16 protein-coding genes, 1 pseudogene and 1 riboswitch are annotated in these 18,820 nt (G+C 47.5%); of the genes and pseudogenes, 6 read left to right on the plus strand and 11 right to left on the minus strand.

The genetic code is table 11. From position 1 onward, the window contains the following. On the minus strand, positions 1-931 hold a 931-nt coding region (locus L2082_RS13000), incomplete at its 3' end, for an ISKra4-like element ISTvi1 family transposase (protein ID WP_446011832.1). A 135-nt stretch (positions 932-1,066) separates the two neighbouring features. Next, complete coding sequence (locus tag L2082_RS13005) at positions 1,067-1,357, minus strand: HEPN domain-containing protein (protein ID WP_446011833.1); 291 nt, start codon at positions 1,355-1,357, stop codon at positions 1,067-1,069. A 173-nt stretch (positions 1,358-1,530) separates the two neighbouring features. Between L2082_RS13005 and L2082_RS13010 the strand changes: the two are divergent. From L2082_RS13010 to L2082_RS13020, 3 genes and pseudogenes are all read left to right on the plus strand, one after another. Continuing rightward, a pseudogene (locus tag L2082_RS13010) lies at positions 1,531-1,941 on the plus strand (sulfite exporter TauE/SafE family protein); the annotation flags it as partial. 636 nt (positions 1,942-2,577) lie between these two features. Continuing rightward, positions 2,578-3,615: a DUF4469 domain-containing protein gene (locus tag L2082_RS13015; protein ID WP_446011834.1), complete on the plus strand. Its 1,038-nt coding sequence runs from the start codon at positions 2,578-2,580 to the stop codon at positions 3,613-3,615. A gap of 150 nt (positions 3,616-3,765) precedes the next feature. After that, positions 3,766-4,254, plus strand: a complete 489-nt coding sequence (locus L2082_RS13020; RefSeq protein WP_446011835.1) for an RICIN domain-containing protein — start codon at positions 3,766-3,768, stop codon at positions 4,252-4,254. A gap of 155 nt (positions 4,255-4,409) precedes the next feature. Continuing rightward, positions 4,410-4,590: riboswitch (cobalamin riboswitch) on the plus strand. A 425-nt stretch (positions 4,591-5,015) separates the two neighbouring features. On the opposite strand, the gene L2082_RS13025 is transcribed toward L2082_RS13020, so the two are convergent. After that, complete coding sequence (locus tag L2082_RS13025) at positions 5,016-6,239, minus strand: LL-diaminopimelate aminotransferase (protein ID WP_446011836.1); 1,224 nt, start codon at positions 6,237-6,239, stop codon at positions 5,016-5,018. A 382-nt stretch (positions 6,240-6,621) separates the two neighbouring features. On the opposite strand from L2082_RS13025, the gene zwf reads away from it, so the two are divergent. After that, positions 6,622-8,082 carry a glucose-6-phosphate dehydrogenase gene (gene zwf, locus L2082_RS13030; protein WP_446011837.1) on the plus strand — a complete coding sequence of 487 codons (1,461 nt, stop codon included), beginning with the start codon at positions 6,622-6,624 and terminating at the stop codon, positions 8,080-8,082. An 88-nt stretch (positions 8,083-8,170) separates the two neighbouring features. On the opposite strand, the gene L2082_RS13035 is transcribed toward zwf, so the two are convergent. The 8 genes from L2082_RS13035 to holB form a co-directional block, all read right to left on the minus strand. Then, a complete protein-coding gene (locus tag L2082_RS13035; protein ID WP_446009780.1) occupies positions 8,171-9,913 on the minus strand; it encodes a sodium:solute symporter family protein in 1,743 nt (580 codons plus the stop codon). Between the two features lie 11 nt (positions 9,914-9,924). Continuing rightward, positions 9,925-10,182, minus strand: coding sequence for a DUF4212 domain-containing protein (locus tag L2082_RS13040; RefSeq protein ID WP_446009779.1), 258 nt, complete (start codon positions 10,180-10,182; stop codon positions 9,925-9,927). Between the two features lie 468 nt (positions 10,183-10,650). Beyond that, positions 10,651-11,334 carry a 3'-5' exonuclease gene (locus tag L2082_RS13045; protein ID WP_446009778.1) on the minus strand — a complete coding sequence of 228 codons (684 nt, stop codon included), beginning with the start codon at positions 11,332-11,334 and terminating at the stop codon, positions 10,651-10,653. 34 nt (positions 11,335-11,368) lie between these two features. Next, complete coding sequence (locus L2082_RS13050) at positions 11,369-13,294, minus strand: DUF294 nucleotidyltransferase-like domain-containing protein (RefSeq protein ID WP_446009777.1); 1,926 nt, start codon at positions 13,292-13,294, stop codon at positions 11,369-11,371. Positions 13,295-13,753: 459 nt separating this feature from the next. Then, on the minus strand, positions 13,754-14,080 hold the full coding sequence (locus L2082_RS13055; protein WP_446009776.1) for a type II toxin-antitoxin system RelE/ParE family toxin: 327 nt from the start codon (positions 14,078-14,080) through the stop codon (positions 13,754-13,756). Then, positions 14,067-14,309, minus strand: coding sequence for an addiction module protein (locus L2082_RS13060; RefSeq protein WP_446009775.1), 243 nt, complete (start codon positions 14,307-14,309; stop codon positions 14,067-14,069). Before L2082_RS13060 ends, L2082_RS13055 begins: the two co-directional genes overlap by 14 nt. Positions 14,310-14,360: 51 nt before the next feature. Next, positions 14,361-15,332: a PSP1 domain-containing protein gene (locus L2082_RS13065; RefSeq protein WP_446011838.1), complete on the minus strand. Its 972-nt coding sequence runs from the start codon at positions 15,330-15,332 to the stop codon at positions 14,361-14,363. A 91-nt stretch (positions 15,333-15,423) separates the two neighbouring features. Beyond that, complete coding sequence (holB, locus tag L2082_RS13070; protein ID WP_446009773.1) at positions 15,424-16,398, minus strand: DNA polymerase III subunit delta'; 975 nt, start codon at positions 16,396-16,398, stop codon at positions 15,424-15,426. A gap of 512 nt (positions 16,399-16,910) precedes the next feature. Here holB and L2082_RS13075 point away from each other — a divergent pair. Beyond that, a complete protein-coding gene (locus L2082_RS13075) occupies positions 16,911-17,162 on the plus strand; it encodes a hypothetical protein (RefSeq protein WP_446009772.1) in 252 nt (83 codons plus the stop codon). A gap of 137 nt (positions 17,163-17,299) precedes the next feature. Then, positions 17,300-18,622, plus strand: a complete 1,323-nt coding sequence (locus L2082_RS13080) for an MSCRAMM family protein (protein ID WP_446011839.1) — start codon at positions 17,300-17,302, stop codon at positions 18,620-18,622. The last annotated feature ends 198 nt before the right edge of the window (positions 18,623-18,820 follow it).

An 18,820-nucleotide genomic window follows, 5' to 3' on the forward strand; every position in this document is an offset into this window, starting at 1 on the left:
CACTTTCCAGGTATCCGCAAAGGTGTAAAAAATCAACAAGATAATTCCCTTGCGGGCCGAACTTCTCTCCCACCTGTCCGCAAATCCAAAATGCTCCGTCACCCACTGAATGCAGATACGTCCCTTGGCCGAATCCCGCCCGGCAGGCACAGTCGAAAAGATTCTTGCCCACCTCGGCCACACCTTCCTGAAATTCCACCCCGAATTTAAGTGTCGTTTCGCCGGGGATATGCGCAAAACACAGGCGTGCCTCTTTCCAAGAGTACTTTTTACCTTTGCGCCGATCTTCGGCATTTTCATCTGTTACAACAATTGGCACCATGCTGCCGTCCGTTTCGGCAATCACATAATCCCGCCCGATTTCAGTCGGATATTCTTCAATTCTTTCCTGCTGGCGTCTTTCATGTATATGGTGAGCATGAGTCATCGTTATATTACGGACAGTGCTGACGGAGAGCGATATCCCGTAATGTTCCTTCAGTTTTCCAGGGACACGACCAAAGGCGTGATCCGCCCCAAAGTCGGTTACGACACGCTGCAGGGTAAGTGAACAGCAACGACATGTTATTCCGGCACTTTGACTGAACGGTCGAAACCGTTTTCCGGGGCATTTGTAGACCTGCTCAACCACTCGAATTTCTCCGAATGTCGTATGCCAATGAAGATCTTTTGTACCGCTACGGGAAATATTATTGTCATCAGGAAGATATGCGTCAGATTTTTCAATTCTGCTCAAAGCCCATTCGGTAAGCACATCATTACCCATCTGGCGGGTCACCTCAACAACCCTTTCTTCGGCTTCGTCGGCCTTGACAATTCCCTCTCCGTCGTCAGCAACTATAGACAGGACTGATTTTACACGTTTTTTCAGGTCGGGTCGTTTGTTCAGCTGATTTAGCAATTCCTTATCTTCTTGTGACAGTGATGACATGATCATTTCCTCTGGAACGATTATTATATGAGTGGACAATACAGTGTGCTGACTATTTTTCAGCTATCTCTGAAAGTAAGCATCTTAACAGAACCATACTCTGTCATGCATCCGATAATTGATCATACCTCACTTTTAATCGCACCCCTTCCATCGTGTCCAGACATTGCCGAGCCATGCGGTCGCCCGGCGTCGGTCCTGCGGGCGGATAAAGGCGGCCAGCTCTGCCTTTTTGCACAGTGCGCGAAGATCATGACGCTGGTCGAACTCCGGATCTTCACGCACGATGAACGACCTGAGCAGGCACTCCACTGACACCCCGGCGAAATAGATGGCTGCGGAGTACCGCCCGATACGATGGAGGCGGCGTGCTGTCTCTATTCGGGAGGCGGATGCTTCCATATAATCCGTGTGGTTGAGTTTCAACGTTTATCTCCTTCTCCCAAAAGATTATACCGCATGAAGGTGGAGATCGGTCATCACCTTTCGCACGGCGTTGCGCAGGTCATAACACTGTGTAGGTTGCGGGCGAACGGAGCGAATCCCGACATGTCCGACTTGCTTCATGATTGTCGGGGTTCGTGCCTTTCACCCCAACCTACCGGGCTGAATTCACCTTTAACCCGCTTCTTGCCGTACTCGGCGGCGTGGTCATCGCCTCCATTGCCTCATTTCTGGGGATCGGCGGCGGATTTCTCTATGTTCCTTTCCTGACCAGCATCATCGGCCTGCCCATGTACATTGTTGCGGGTACCTCGGCTCTGGCCGTGCTGCTGAGTATGGTGAGCAGTATTTTTTCCTTTGTGGTTGTCGGCGGGACCTATATCAGCTGGGAGCTGGTGGGCATCGAAATGGCCGGGGTTGCCGTAGGTGCCTTCATCGGCCCGAAAACGCAGAAATATATTCCTGAAAAATGGCTGAAATGGCTCTTTATCGTGCTGGCCGTGTATGTAGGACTTCGGTATTTCAGCAAGGGCTTCTTCGGTCAGAGTTGGTTGCCGCCGTTTTAGTGCCTTGCACCCGTATCTTCCTCCACAATAGCCCTGTGCTGTATTGCGGGGCAGACCCGATTATCGTAATTTTGAACTGGAAGACAACACCGGTGCTGATTACGATCCCATTTCTTTGGCTTTGGCTGGTGTACGCCTGAAATTCTAAGTCAGGAACGGATTATCTGTTTGTTCTGAGGGACGCTCTTTATGAGTGTCCCTTTTTTCGTTTATCTGGCATGGCAGACATTCCTGGCCTGCGTCAGGCAGGTGTGTGTCACCCCGACCAGGGGGGAAGCCAAGCAAGGGAAACGATAACAGTACATCTAGTCGCGCGAGAGAGGTGCGTATCGTTACACTCTGGTTAAACCTACCATTGAACTCTAGTGCAACGTCTCGTCCTACTCTAGTACAACGTCCCGTCGTACTAGAGTCTAACGCACTATTACACTCTGGTTAAATCTGCCGTTGTACTCTCGTTGAACTTGTAGTTGCACAGGAGTACAAGCACTGAAAACACACCAGCAAGCCATCTTTTTGCATTATCCTGAGAATATGCGTAATATTTTTCTTGACAAGTGCATAATACCGTCATAGGTTGACCTGATAAACGGTAATTTACTGATTCTATCCCTTCTTTATCACAGGAGAATAATCATGTCTACTGTTCTATGGCGTCCGGTACTCAACGCACTCACCAAACTCATTTCCTACCGCATCCAGATCGTACCCCGCAACATCGTGGGTTACGACGAAATGGCTGCTGATATCTTTGCCACCAACCCCAATTACAACAATGATCTGGTGCGTTCGCTTGCGCCGATCATTATGGAGTGGATTCAGAACCAACTGATTAACGGTTACCAGGTCACCCTGCCGGATGCCTTTATCTTCCGCGTCTCGGCCAAGGGGCGGCTGGACAGCCCGGACGCTCCCCTGCCGGACAACGAGGATATGCTCCAGGCGAGCATCAGCGGCACCCGTGATTTTCTCCGTAGACTGCGCGCAGAAGCCCGGATGGAACGCCTGCCCATGAACGAGAAACTCCCGCATATCAATGCAGTCGAAGATACCAAGCTCAAGCTGGCCAACGTGCTCAACCCGGCTGGTCTCCTGCACCTGACCGGCAGCAATCTCGACTTTGACGAGGAAGACCCGGATTGCAGTTGTGTGATCCGGGGCACGGAAAGCGGCGAGACACAGCAGAGCACCTTTGGCATTATCTCCAACTCCGAGATCCTGTTGGCACCGGACATTCCGGCCCAGAGCAACCCGTGGAACAACGAGTACACCATCAGCGTGACCACCCAATACACAGAACACGGCACTCCGCTGGGGGTTCCCGGCCTGGGCCACCCGAACCCGCCTGATACCGGCATCCTGACCGATAACGCGGCTACACCTTATGCCGTGGTCACCGGCGGTTTGGTCACAGCGGACGAACGCCTGCGCATCCAGGTGATTCAGGATCTGGTCGAAGAACGGCTGCTCTTCTCGCTCATCAATATGAAGAAGCAAGGAGAGAGCGGCACGGAGATCCCGGTAACCGGGAACGGAGCATATACCCTGCCGGGCTTTACCGGCTCGGCTGTAACTTCGCTGAATATCAGCGTGAATGATTACGCCGCCCTCTGGGAGATGATCCGCAATGACTATACCGGCACGCTGGTGGATCTTCTGGATGTGGCGGTGTAGGAACCATTTGAGTAGAGGAGGAGGTAACGTAACAGCGGGATTGAATCTCTTTGGACGGTTATAGGAATCGTCCATTGTGTACGCCTGTTTAATAGCAGGCGAATATCGACCTCCGCATATAGGTGGTCAAAAAAACATAAGGAGAAGCACATGACGACATTAAGTGAAGGACGGTATAGGTTTCAGAACATTAAGAACGGAAGCCTATATCTGGGCGTTCAGGATAACATGAGGTTCGACAATGACGGCAGCTTGGCACTCGAGCAATATGACAATATTTCTGGGAGTGGTATTCTGCTTTCGAGCCAAGTTTGGTATCTCATTCAATACCAATCCAAAGGAACATACATAATGATTAACCAGCGGACAGGATATCTCGCTTGCATCAGAGGGCGCAGTAAAGACAACGGTGCCACAGCGATCCAATACTACACCCAGCTCGTCGAATCCAATGGCAGCTTTCAACTCTGGACGTTCCAAGATTACAATGGAAACATTCTTATCCGTAATGTAAACTCTCAGAAGTACATCGGGCCAAATAGTCGGAATGCGTCGAATAACAACTACATCATTCAATGGTCTGACCAAACCAGTGAAGACGACTACCAAGTGTGGAGTCCGAAGCCAGTCACGCTATGATGGCAAGAACGTGAAATTGGCTTGATCGGGTGCGTGCGCAGCGCGTGCCCCGGTTTCTTTTTGCCCCCATTTCATCGGGGCAATGGAAGTAGGGACACGGCATGCCGTGTCCCTACTTCATATCAGGTCTTGACAGAAAAGAGAGGGACGGGTAGAATTTCGGCATCTTTTCAGATGCTCTTAACCGAGCTTAATAGGGAACCCGGTGTGAATCCGGGACGGGCCCGCCGCTGTAACCGGGGACAAGGATTGCATGAAGCCACTGCATATGGCGGGAAGGCGCAGTCACGAGGATGATCCGGGAGTCAGAAGACCTGTCTGAAAAAGAAGAGCCTGCCACATCGGAGGTACGTGTGCGTTCAGGTAAACTGCCTTTATGACTTTATCGTAGCATTGGAAGTTTTGTTGCGGCGAGCAAAGTACATGTAATGGGCAGTGGAAGAGAGTATATTCGTGGACAAAAAGGGCATCCCCGAATCTGTTAACCAGGTTCGGGGATTTTTTTGCCTGCATCTCCGAGCCGTTACTCTGTAAGGAGAATGTGCTATGACTGCAAGTGAACAGGCGTATTGTAAAATAACCCTTTTTCTGTTGAGAGATTGGGATTCCTTTCAGATCGTTATGCGGGGTTGTCTACGATCTGTGGAGAAGCAGAAACAAAAAGCTTTTCAGGCTGTCCCCCAACGGCCAGCAAGGGAGTAGGGGACTCTGTTCTTTCCGGGACCGGGAAGCTGTATCCCGGCCCCAAAGGGGTTGAAAAATCAAGACAGTGCTTGTTGGATTCTCTCCATTGCTGTGATAACGTTTTCACGGGAGTTAAAGGCGGAAAGGCGAATGTACCCCTGACCACATTTACCAAAGCCTTGGCCTGGTGTACAGACCACGCCAGCCTTGTTCAGCAGCATATCAAAGAAGTCCATGGAATCGCGATCACCCCGGATCCAGACATAGGGTGAGTTAGCTGCTCCGGCATAATCAAAACCCAGCTCACCGATGGCTTTGGCGATCAGGTCTGCGTTCTCAAGATACGAATTTACGAGTGTGTTGATCTGGGCCTGACCTGCCTCAGAATATACAGCCTCAGCTGCCCGCTGAACCGGGTAGGAAACCCCGTTGAATTTGGTGCAATGACGGCGGTTCCAGAGGGTGTGAACTGCTTGTTTATTGCCTGTGCTATCAAAGGCCATGCATTCTTTCGGAACAACGGTATAGGCGCAACGGGTTCCGGTAAAACCTGCGTTCTTGGAAAAGGAACGGAATTCAATTGCTACCTCTTTGGCTCCTTCAATCTCAAAGATGGAGCGGGGCAGGGATGCATCCCGGATAAAGGCCTCATAAGCAGCGTCAAAGAGAATCAGGGCCTTGTTCTCCTTGGCATAATCAACCCATTGTTTCAGCTCTTCCCTGGTTGCAGTGGAACCGGTGGGGTTATTGGGAAAGCAGAGGTAGATCAGGTCAACCGGCTCTGAAGGCAGGTCTGGTACGTAGTTATTTTCCTTGGTTGAGTCCAGGTAGACTATGCCCTGATAGCGGCCATCACTGTAAGTACCGGTTCGGCCAGCCATAACATTGGTGTCCAGGTAGACCGGGTAAACAGGATCAGGGAGTGCTATCTTGGCATCGATGCTGAAGAGTTCCTGAATATTACCAGTGTCACATTTTGCGCCATCAGAGACAAAAATTTCATCCGGGCTGATGTCTGCACCTCTGGCCTGAAAATCGTTTTTGGCAATAGCCTCGCGCAGGAAGGCATAGCCCTGTTCCGGGCCGTACCCGCGAAAACTACTGTCTTCTGCCATTTCATCAACAGCGCTGTGAAAGGCCTCAATACAAGCCATTGGGAGTCCGTGGGTGACATCTCCGATTCCTAAGCGGATGATATCCTTGTCCGGGTTGGCTTCCTGAAAGGCATTTACTCGTTTTGCAATATCAGAAAAAAGGTAAGATGCCTGGAGCTTAAGATAATGTTCATTGATTTTCAGCATATTGTTCGCCTTCTTTATATGAAAGTTGTCCCATACCAGAGAAATGGAATGGGATTTGTTTAGAATTATTGTGAAATACAGAGCCATATTTTGACAAAAGCTTATCAGCGATAGTACTTGATATCAATAAAAAGTCAAGACGTCAGAGAGGCAATAGAGGACGGTTGAGTACTTGCTTACTGGTTGTTCATCAATAAGTAATGCTGGATTTTCTTGTTAATTATTTATGAATGAAGGATAGTTATCTTTATATGAAAGTGCGATGAGGTTCCTTTGATCCTCCTGAGTGATTTTCATTTTTTGTTGTTCCATCCCAAGGGGGGAGATGGGAGAAGTTTCCGAGAGAAAATTCTTGAAAAAATTAAGTAAAGCGGAGTTCGGTATGATGGAGAAACGATCCTGTGATTTTATCATTTTTGGCATTATGGGGGATTTGGCCCAGCGTAAGCTTTTGCCTTCACTCTATCAGCTGGAGAAATCTGGTATGCTGAATTACGATACCAGGATTATTGGAGTGGCTCGCCACGATCTTACGCAGGAAGCCTTTCAGGCTGAGATGCAAAAGAAGCTGGAAAGTTTTGTTGATGAGCCTCTTGACCGCGAGGCTGAGGAGCAGCTTTTAGCCCGGATGCATTATGTGCTGATTAACCTTGATCGTCCTGAGCAGTACCAACGCCTCTGTCAGTTGATGAACCAACAATGCCGGGTGATGGTGAATTACTTCTCTGTCGCTCCTTCGCTCTTTGGAGATATTTGTAATGGCTTGGCCCAGGCTGGCTTGATTACTCCAGAGACCAGGGTTGTGCTGGAAAAACCCATTGGCCGTAATCTCCTCACCTCTTGCCAGATCAACGATTTGGTCTCTAAATTTTTTCATGAAAACCAGATTTATAGGATTGATCATTACTTGGGTAAAGAAACAGTGATGAATCTGCTGGCCTTACGCTTTGCCAATTCTATTTTTACAACCAATTGGGATCATAACACCATTGATCATGTCCAGATCACGGTAGCAGAACAGGTGGGGATTGAAGGGCGTTGGGGCTATTTTGATAAATCCGGCCAATTGCGAGATATGGTCCAGAATCATCTGATGCAGATTTTGACTCTGGTTGCTATGGATCCACCAGTGAATCTCCATGATGACAGCCTGCGTAATGAAAAATTAAAGGTGCTCAAGGCGTTGCGGCCTATTACAACGAAAAACATTGAGCGCAAGGTGGTGCGAGGCCAGTACGGTCCTGGCTTTATTCGAGGAAAACCTGTTCCCGGTTATCTGGAAGAGGCAGGGGACAATCCCACATCTAATACTGAGACCTTTGTTGCCATCCGGGTGGATATTGATAATTGGCGTTGGGCCGGAGTCCCTTTTTATTTGCGTACGGGTAAGGCGATGGCCACCAAGCGCTCAGAAGTTGTGATCAATTATAAGCAACTGCCTCATAATATTTTTACGGATTCATACCGTTCCTTACCTGCCAATAAATTGGTAATTCGGCTTCAGCCCGACGAAGGAGTAGAGATTGAGATGTTGAATAAGGTGCCAGGTATTGGCGATGGGATTCATCTTCAACGTACCATGCTGGATCTGAGTTTTTCCGAGGCGTTTAAAGAGGAACGTGTTGCCGGAGCCTATGAGCGCTTAATTCTGGAGGTCATGCAGGGGAGTCAGGCCTTGTTTATTCACCGGGATGAGGTGGAACGATCCTGGGCCTGGATTGATTCTATTCAGGAGGCCTGGGAAAAGTCCAGTGAATTACCTAAGCAATATCCGGCTGGAACCTGGGGGCCAGTGGCCTCGGTGGCTTTGTTGGCACGGGATGGACGGGAGTGGGAGGAGTGAATTAAGAAGTAAACAAAAAAAAACGGCACCTCAACCCAGTGGTTGAGGTGCCGTTAGCACGCTTTAACGAAACTGTATAATCAGTTCATTACCTTTGAACAACACCAGGAACGCGGATGTCCTCAATGAGGTTCTGGATGTGTTCTGGTGGTTCCGGAGTAATACGGGATACCAAGTAGGCAACAGCAAAGTTAACTAAAGCGCCTATAGTACCAAAGGCTTCAGGGGCAATGCCAAGGAACCAGTTTTCAGGAGTATTGGCTGCCATTGCAGTGTCAGCCACAAAGAACCAACCTTTAAACCAGAAGATGTAAACCAAGGTGATTCCTAAACCTGCCAGCATACCACAAACTGCACCGATGTTGTTGACTCGCTTGATAAAAATACCCATCATCAGGGCAGGGAAGATGGAAGATGCTGCCAGACCAAAGGCCAGCGCAACAACCTGAGCTGCAAAACCCGGAGGATGGAGGCCAAAATAACCTGCTACAAGAATAGCACCAGCCATAGCTATACGACCAGCCAGTAGCTCGGCTTTATCACTCATGTCCTTCATGACAATGCCCTTGAGCAGGTCATGAGAAATGGATGAAGATATAGCCAGCAAAAGACCAGCAGCTGTGGACAGAGCAGCTGCAATACCACCAGCTGCAACAAGGGCGATAACCCAGTTAGGCAGGTTAGCAATTTCAGGGTTAGCAAGTACCATGATATCGCGATCAACCTTGACCATTTCGTTCTCTGCCTCTTTATACTTGGGACCAACATACTGGATTCGTCCGTCGCCGTTCTTATCTTCAAATTTTAGCAGACCGGTTTTTTCCCAGTTTTTGAACCATTGGGGACGTTCTTCGTATTTGAGCCATTCATTGCTCTGGCTAGCCTGGGCTGTGGAAGGACGAATGGTCTCCATCAGGTTCAGTCGCGCCATTGCTCCAACCGCCGGAGCTGTGGTGTAAAGAATAGCGATAAAAATTAAAGACCAACCTACTGAAGAACGGGCATCCTTTACCTTAGGAACGGTGAAGAAGCGAGTAATAACATGGGGAAGGCCAGCAGTACCGATCATCAGTGACATGGTGTACATAAAAATGTTCAGCGTTGAACCGTTCTGGGTCGTGTATTCGTTAAACCCGAGATCCACCAAGGTTTGATTCAGTTTATCAAGGAGAAAACCGGAACCGTCAGCCATCTCACCACCAAGTCCCAGCTGGGGCAGGGGATTACCCGTCAGCTGAAGGGAGATAAAAACCGCAGGTACGGTGTAGGCAAAAATCAGAACACAGTACTGAGCGATCTGGGTATAGGTCACACCTTTCATGCCACCGAGAACAGCATAAATGAAAACGATAATCATACCAACGGCGAGCCCGATTTCGTATTGCAGCTCAAGAAAACGGGAAAAAGCAACACCGATGCCTTTCATCTGGCCGATAACATAGGTCAGGGAGGCAACAATGAGGCAGATAACCGCAACAACCCGTGCTGTATTGGAGTAATAACGATCACCAATAAATTCTGGAACAGTAAATTTCCCATATTTTCGCAGATACGGGGCCAAGAGCATGGCGAGCAGGCAGTAACCGCCCGTCCAACCCATGAGGAAGACAGAGGCATCATAGCCTTTAAAGGCTATGAGTCCGGCCATTGAAATAAAAGAGGCCGCAGACATCCAGTCAGCGCCTGTGGCCATACCATTGAGTACCGGGTGTACACCTTTGCCAGCAACATAAAATTCACCGGTTGTACCGGCCCGCGACTTAATAGCAATAAAGATATACAGGGCAAAAGTGGCACCCACCACCAAATAGGTCATTAATTGTAAACTCATTCTTTTTCTCCTTAATCTTCCTGAACGCCGAATTTACGATCCAGCTGATTCATTCGCCAGGCATAAAAAAAGACGAGTATGACAAAGCTGTAGATAGACCCTTGTTGGGCAAACCAGAAACCGAGCGGATAGCCACCCAAGATATGAATGTTATTCAATGCCGGGGCAAGAAGTATTCCGCAACCGTACGACACGATAAACCAGACAACAAGACATCCGATAACTAATCGGATGTTCGCTTTCCAGTATTCTTGCGAATCACTGCTCATATAACCTCCTTGTGTTAAATGTTGAACAGACAACACACTTGCCTGCTTCTAGGGATCCACTCCCTTTTAAAAAAGTACAAAACTATAAACATATCCTTCCCTATTGGGAACGGATACAGAATAGACTCTTAGGAATTACCCGGGTATTTTCATAGAATATTTCGAGGGTACTCCTTGACACCTTGTGTTGAACAAACAACATGGAACAAGGTAATGCCTTTTTTCGCCTGCTGTGATTGTTTCAAGAATGTATGCCATTCCTGTAAAAAAATACATCTGTACGACGTTACAATAAAGAACACAGTGTGGGAGTGTCTTTCATAAGGAATATTCATATAGTTAGCTTGGAAAATTTTATTTTTCCCAGCAACTCTTTACAATAACGTCGCTTCTCAAAAAGTTTGAGTAACCACTTTTATACTTTTCTCTGACAATGCTGTCAAGATAGAAGAATAAAAAGAGAGCATATCAGCTACGAATTCTTCCTGCTCGGTACAAATCTTTCAGGGAGTTAATACCGCCATCTTTAAATTTTTTAAGAAGGTATAAAAAAAGATACGCTGTCTGTAAAGCGTCCTCCAAGGCGTCATGGGATTTAAAGACAGGAAGGCCAAATTCCTTGGTGAGGTCATCAAGCGTATAGGAGGTGGCATGGTCATGGTGCCCGTAATGATCTTTTTTCCCATTATCCTTATACCTTCGTGCAAGTCGCATGGTATCAATGCCGGGATTAGACAAGGTTCCGCCCAAAAACCGACGGGATGTTCTATTGAGAAAATGCATATCCAGGCCAACGAAATGGCCGACAATGAGACCATTATCGCAGAATTCGATAAATTCGGGCAGGATATCCACAGCCCGGTTTGCTTTTTTTAATTCCTCTGGTGTAATACGGTGAATAAGCGTTGCATCGTTGGGATTGATATTTGCTGGCTGGATATAGCGATGAAAGGTCTGGTTCAAGTCGATTTGCAAGTTGACGATACGAACAGCACCAATAGAGATGATTTCATCTTTGCGTTTATTTAAGCCAGTTAATTCGGTATCGCAAACAACAAAGGTGTATTCGTTCAGGGGGGCTCCCTGATTAAAATCAGCAAATTGCTCTTTGTTTTTGAGCAGAACAGGATGGGGAGGATCCAGGGAAAGCATCCTCCTCAGGGAGTCAAGAAAGGAATGCATTGCTTTAAGGGGTCGGGAACATGGTTTTCAAGACGCTGTGAAGCCGGTCAATAACCTCAAAGGCATCGCGGAGCATCCGTTTTTCCAGCTCAGAAAGTTCGTCCGGTGCTATATGGTTATCTGGCTGTTTATCAGCTTCTATTTGATTGAGCTGATGAATGATACGAAGCTGCATCTGCATTTCATAGGCATCCACAGCCGTTGCCCAAAGGGTTTCATCAAGAATACCCTCCTTGGCAAGAACGTGCAGGCGGGCCAAGGTGTTCGTTTCTCTTATATTGTGACGAAGAGCAAGTATGCGGGCAAAATTGACAAAAGGGGTTATGCCCTGATGCTTAATATCCAATTTATTTTTATGCTCGCCGTTTTTTTCAACAATGAAATTCTTGAAAAAAGAAAGCGGAGTTCTGCCTGACAGACATTGACCAGCAAGGTGGAGCAGGTACAGTTCCTGTCGCTCTGTCAGTTCGTTCAGGTGCTGACGGAGCTTATCTGCAAGGACTGCTTTGCCGAATCCGGCCCGAAAATCAAAGAAAATCGTCGCATGCAGGAGTTCCTGGGGATCAGGAGCCCCCACCCAATCCTCAAAATAGCCCTTCCAGACCGACAAGGGCTGGCACCATTTCGGGTTCACCGCCATGATTTCACCAGGGCAGAGCGGGTAGCCACATTCCACCAAATGGTCGATAGCCTTGCGGGCAAAAGCAGCAAAATATTCCTGAGCTTCTTTGCCTTGCTGTTCGTTTTTGGGGTCAGCATAAAGAATGGCATTATCCTGATCTGTCTTAAAGGTCTGCTCGCGTCGGCCTTCCGAACCCATCAGGAGCCAGCAATACGGAACCGGAGGTGGTCCCATTTCTTCTTCAAGCAGGGTGAGAAGGCGCTCAAGGATGTGATCATTCAGAACCGAGATCATGCGGGAGATATTGCCTGGCTTGGCCCCTTCTTTGATCAGATTTCGAATCATTGCCGGGATTTTTTTCGAGAGTGGATACAGCCCAATAATGCTTTGCTGTTTGCCGATCTCCTTAAACAGGGAATACGGGGAAATGCCTTGAATGAGTATAATATCATGAGAGGTGATAATGCCGATGATTTTTCCTCGCCGTTCAACAGCAAGATGATGAATAGAAGAGGACATCATCTTGAGCAGGGCATCAAAACAGGTAGACTGGGAAAGCACCGTGGCAACAGGAGAGGACATGATATTCCTGACCGGTTCATTATAATCACGTCCAGTGGCAAGAACCTTGCGAGTCAGATCTCTGTCTGTGATAATGCCGATGATTTCTTCAGGAAGTCCTGGCTGGTGGATAAGCAGGGAACCTACCAGAAATGAAGACATTTTTTCTGCTGCCTGCTGGATGGAGCTATCAGCCGGGATTGTGTGGAGCGTTTTTTTGACGATATCGCCCACCTCCATGGAAAAGAGGTGGAGGTTTTCATCACCCCGGCGGGTCATCTTGTGATGACGGAGTTCTGCATAGGCGGTGCCAACAAATTTTTCTGAAAAGCTTTTCAGGTAATATTGGGAGAAACCTGGTTGGGTGTTGATCAGGTCAAGGAAGACCGCTTTGGGCAAAAGAAAGCAAAAGGTATCTTCAACGGTTTCCACCTCAAGGCTGGCCTTGGTTCCCCGGATAATGCCCAGAGCACCAATATAATCGCCTTCTCCCCGATAATCCTTCAGAGTGACCTCACCCTCATCATCAACGATAAAGGATTTGACCCCGCCTTGCTGAATAAATAAAAGATGGGAGATTTCAGTTTCTCCGGCGTGGAATAACCGGGTTCCTTTGGGAAAGAAATCAACTTTTACATGGCGAGCCATACCATGAAGGGTTTCATGGTCAAGCTCTTTAAAGGGCATGATGTTGGCGAAAAATTCAACCACAACTTCCGGGGCTAAGGCGTGTACATCTGCTGCCATGGTTTTATCTGTTTGGTATATAGGTTATAGGTATGAAAAAATCGTGTCTCAGGGCCTTGGGTTGTTCGTTTTTCTTGCCTGCGCCAAAGTAATCGCTCGGGGGATGCGGATTGTTTGGATTGTCAGGCATCTCTTGTTTCCTTCGGTTGAACTTTACCCTTAAAGCAGTCTGCAAGGGCACTGAATGTCACGGGCTACCTGGGCTTCGTACGCAGTGGGTGGTTCTTTGTATCCAGGGAGAGGAAAAACCTATGGTCGGGTATGGTTGAACCTATCCCTTGGTATGGTTCAGGGTATCAGCGGATAGGTAAAACCTATTGCCAGGTATGCTTCGACCTATACCTTGGTATGATTTAGGGTATCCCTGGGTATGCTTCACCCATACCTTGGGTATGCTTCAAGGTATCAGCGGATAGGTAAAACCTATTGCCGGGTATGTAACTTTCACTCTTTTGTTGGCTACCCTCTGTCGTCACCTTGCCAATACAGGATTCTCCCTCGCCAATAATCTGGATGGCGTCGTAGATGCATCACGGCAATGACGAGGATGAGTCTGTCTCTGGTCCGATAGATCACACCGTATGGAAAGCGGTGAACGAAGTATCGTCTGATACTGCGATTTTCGTCTATTAAAGGCCAGGTACTGGGCGATTCCCGTATTGTCTCAATGGCTTGATCAACCTCAATGAGGAATTCTGTACCGAGGTTGTTTGCCCGTTTTTCGTACCATGCACGGGAATGTTCCAACTCAGCATACACATCGGGATGTACGTCAACGCTGTACATTAGCGTTTCGGTAGAGTCGATCCCTGACTTCTTCCCACGGGATGCACTTAACGACACCGGAATCAATTTCGCGGAGTCGGTGGTCTATTTCGAGCTGCCAGGCGCGCTCAATCTCTCTATCTGCCGGGGCATCAAGACTGGCGATCAGTGCCTCTGCAATGCGTGCCCGTTCAGTCTCGGTTTGCTTGAGCGCAGTGCTCAATATCTTATCTGCATCGGTTGTAATCATTGATCAAATCCCCCATCAAGCTGATTCCTGTATTCCGCAAGTTCATGTAATTTAATCCGAAGACTCGCCTTTTTTTCCTTTCTTCCGCTGCCCACCTTTTTTACCCCCCTTTGCCTTACCGCCTTTTTTCGGCCCCTGCCGACTGACAGGTGTTGCTGCCCGCCATTGCTCTTCGGTCATGAGCAGCTCGCCTTCCTCGCGCGAGACCCCCAGCACAGTCCCTTGCAGGGCAAAGATACGAACCACCCTGTAAACAGTCCCCTCATACTTGAGCAGGCGACCAACACGGGGCATTTCCCGCTTAATGTTTCTGTAATTATCATACTCATAGGTCAGGCAGCAGAGCAGACGATTACAGACACCGGAAATCTTGGCTGGATTCAGGGGGAGATCCTGCGTCTTTGCCATTTTAATGGAAACTGAGTCGAATTTGCGCAAGAAGGAAGTGCAGCAGAGTTCTCGTCCGCAGGCTCCGATCCCGCCTGTCATTTTGGTTTCGTGTCGAACACCGATTTGACGCATTTCAACCCTGGTGCGAAATTCCTGGACCAGGTCTTTGACCAGCTCTCGAAAATCTACCCGGTTTTCTGCGGTAAAATAAAAAATTATTTTGGAACCGTTAAAAAAGCGTTCTGCACGGACCAGATGCATGGAGAGTGAATGTTTTTTTATACATTCCCGGCAAAAAGCAGTAGCTCGTTTTTCTAAGGTTGGCAGGTACTCGTATTTTTTCTTTTCCTCGGTATTTGCACGGCGAAGGATGGTATAGGAACAACCTCGCTTGACATCTGGTTCTGTAGGGCCTGATGTTCTGTTGATCACTGTTACCGGCTCAGGGCAATGTTCTGCCTCTATCATGACAATATCACCTCTCACCAGGTTGGGTTCAGTACTTCGAGCCGTGTACTCTTGGCCTTGCTCACGAAAGCGAATACGGTAATATCTTGTTTCTTCAGGATGGCCGGGACCTGTCTTTTGGCGAAAAAGTGGATCAACAGCTTGTGATTCTTTTGTTTCAGTCATATATGATGCACCGGTGGTGTCCCGGCAGACTTGTTGAGAATAAGGAGAGCAATGGCGGGCGACGAGAAGGCTCCTTCCCTGTGCAGCGTGTTTAAGCAAAGAGTTCCAGCAGAAGCACCTCGCACACCAAGGCCCGGTTACAGTTTCTCGCCAGTTGACGACGAGCAAGGTCAATAGCCTCAACCATAGCAGAAAGACGTTGTAAATTCCAGCCTTCTCTTTTCTCTGAAATGTTCCCGGAGAAAGACGGTTTTTCTTTACAGAGCAAAGAAATCATATCTTCTTTAAAAGAGAGAGCAAGAAGATCAAGGATTTGATGTAATCCCTCTTTGAGTTCTGCAAGGCGAGCGGCAAGATACAGAGCCTCCTCAAAGGCTTCAGCTTGGCTTGCATACTCTGCTATCAAGGCTTGGGTGCATTTGTTATGAAAATGGAGCACCTCGTCATTATATACGGTTCCTGCCTGACCCGGACATCCGCCGGTCAATTTGGCCATGGCTTCAACTTCATCTGCGCTGAACTCTGGATGGTTCCCCTGAATGATTGGAATTGCTTGTTCTGGAGGCAGAGGCTGAAAGGGAATAACCTGGCATCTGGAGACAATGGTGTCCAGAAGGGGCTCAGAATCTGTGGCTACCAGGAGCAGAAGGTTATTGGGAGGTGGTTCTTCCAGAATTTTGAGAAGACTGTTTCCGGCTTCCCGGCCCATAGTTTGCGCATCTTTAACGAGAATAATCCGCATATCTGCTTCAAAAGGAGGAAAAGAGAGACCTTTTTTCAGTTCACGGATTTGCTGGATTTTAATTCCAGCTCCTTCAGGTTGGATGGTCAGAAAATCAGGGTGATTTCCTGAAGCGAATTTAATGCAAGCGCTGCAATAACCGCAGGGAGAACCAGTTGCTGTTGTCTGGCAAAAAAGGCTGGCAGCTAAGGCGTGGGCTGTTGTGCTTTTGCCCACCCCTTCAGGGCCGACCAGGAGATAACCATGTGCCAGTCGATTGCTGTTAAGGGCGCGGGTGAGCAGCTTAATTGCTTTTGTTTGACCGATGATTGCTGAAAAAGGCATGGAACGCTTATTTTTCTCTCGTTCTTCGAGTCAGGACAACAAGAACTGAACGTCAGCGTAGAGCTTGTTCTTATTGTGTTTACCAGGTGTAACTATGCCGAAGTATTTTTTTGGGGCTGCAATTGGTTTGCATACTGTACCTTACCCGAAATAATAATGTTATATTTTTTCTCTGTTAAGCGTTGTTTCTCAGTATGGTTAATGTCTACGACAACATAGGCCGCCGTACCTCGGTCGGTTACAGCGCAAATGATCTTTGATGAGTTGGATGGGGTTGGCGTAACCACAGAAAGTTATGTTTAAAAAAATATTCACGAATTTCCTTGCGGCACAGGGAAATTTCTACATCCACCTCAAACCAAAACTGATAGTTATTATATTTTTATTGACTTATCAGGAAGTATGTTGGTAGTGTTTGCCGATATCGCCTGACAATGTCTCCTCAACTGAAGAAGAATACAACCTCTTATTCTCCAATGACAGCTCGAAACGTGCCCCACCTGTTATACGTCTTGAAAATAGCAACAGTTACCTGGCTATTGCTTTTCACTCTCCCTTCTGCTGTTTTCTCGAAGACTGTTTATTATGATTACACCACCTTTGGATACCTTGAGCAGGCTCAGGAATCGACAGGGAATGTTTTTGATTACACGTATGATCTCAGGCGCTTGCTTGGTCTGACGCAGGCGTTCTCTGTTTGGTTAACAGGGTTTTTTTCGAAGGGATTTTCAGGCATCATTGATCGTCAAAGAGGAATGAGATGACTATTCAAAAATATGTGTTGATATTTTTTTCTGCTTTCATACTGTGTACTTTTGGAATGTTTGTTTCGGCTCGATCGGCAACTATACATGGTACTGTTACGGATAGTAACGGGCCGGTTGCGAATATAACTGTAGGTATGAAGAAATGCTCCTCCAGCTATTTGGGAGTCGGATGTAGTCTGGCATCTGCTTCAACGGTAACAGCAGTTGATGGAACGTACATGTTCTCTGACCTCGCTCTTGGTGAATATCGTATTGCTGCACCGGCTAACTGGGAGGACACACCTTATGAATACCAGAGAAAAGAGATACAGGTAACTGAAGAAGAGCAAAGTATTCAAGTTGATTTTGAACTGGAACAGGCCTCAACAATCAACGGAATCATCCGTAATGGAGATGGTGGAACATTAACAGCTGAGGAGCTGGACAAGGTTTACCTTGCTGTTTATCAAAGTCAAGAGGAAGCATGTGATTGTATCTTTAGTAATTATATTTGTGCCATCTCTACTCCTTTTTATCCTGTCATCACTATTTCTGCGGACGGTAGTTATTCTATATCTGGTCTCTCTCCAGGGTCTTATTTTGTCGCAGCAAGAGGGGCTGTTGCAACAAACTATATCCCTGAATGGAGTGGAGGGATAACCAGTGTCAGTCAATGTGATATTGTAGAATCTGTAGATATTTCATCTTCAGGTTCTCAGGTTAACGACATTGATTTTCAGTTGGATTCCGGTGCTACCGTCCAGGGAACGGTTTATTATAGCTCAGATATATCTGTTGATGAACTGAGAGTTGGTTTAATCATCAATAAACCAGATACCAATCAAGATCCCTGTGATTTTACAAGCTCTATGTTCACTGCTGATGTGAGGGAGGACGGTACCTATACTGTTGCGGGGTTGCCACCGGGAGAGTATAGCTTGTTTGCTTCAAGTATAATGAGTTCTTCCGATGTGAATAATGAATGGCTTACCGGAATAAATACAGACAGTAGCCCGGACTGCCTGTTGGTAGAAAGATTAATAGTAACCTCTGACGAGCCTAAGCAGTTGTTCGACCAACGGAATTTTCAGCTCGGTACAGGAGGAAATATCAGCGGCACTGTTTTTCAAGCAGATGGTCAAAGACCGGTTGACGATATCTACTATGTCCGTTTTCAGCAGAGCTGTGTTGTTGCGGGAGATGAACCAGAAGTCACAGTGGTTTCGGGGCAATATACTTCGCCAGTCCTGCCTGCGGGCGACTATTTCTTGGCTTTACTCAATCACAGTAGTGAACTTGTCGGCTGGAGAACCGCATCTGGTATTCTTTCACCTGATTGCACGGATGCGGATTCTGTTCAAGTGGATGAGGATCACACAACTTCAGGGATAAATTTCTTTCTCAATAAGACGTCTATTCTGCCGCCTATTGATCTGACCCCTGTTTACTACATGCTTCTGCACCGTCAGCCTCTCTGATATTATTAAGAGCTAAAAAAAAGGTTGAGTAGATCTGTGCTTGAGTGTAATGAGAACGGGTACACCTAAATCCCGGCGCAGTTCCCTTTGTCGCCTTTCAGATTGAAAATCCGGATATGCTGCCGACAGTGAGCGAGCGGCTGCGGATTACCGAGACCCGGGGAAGCGATTCTTCGGTTACAGAATATTTCAACGATA

Source organism: Candidatus Electrothrix sp., assembly GCF_052785085.1.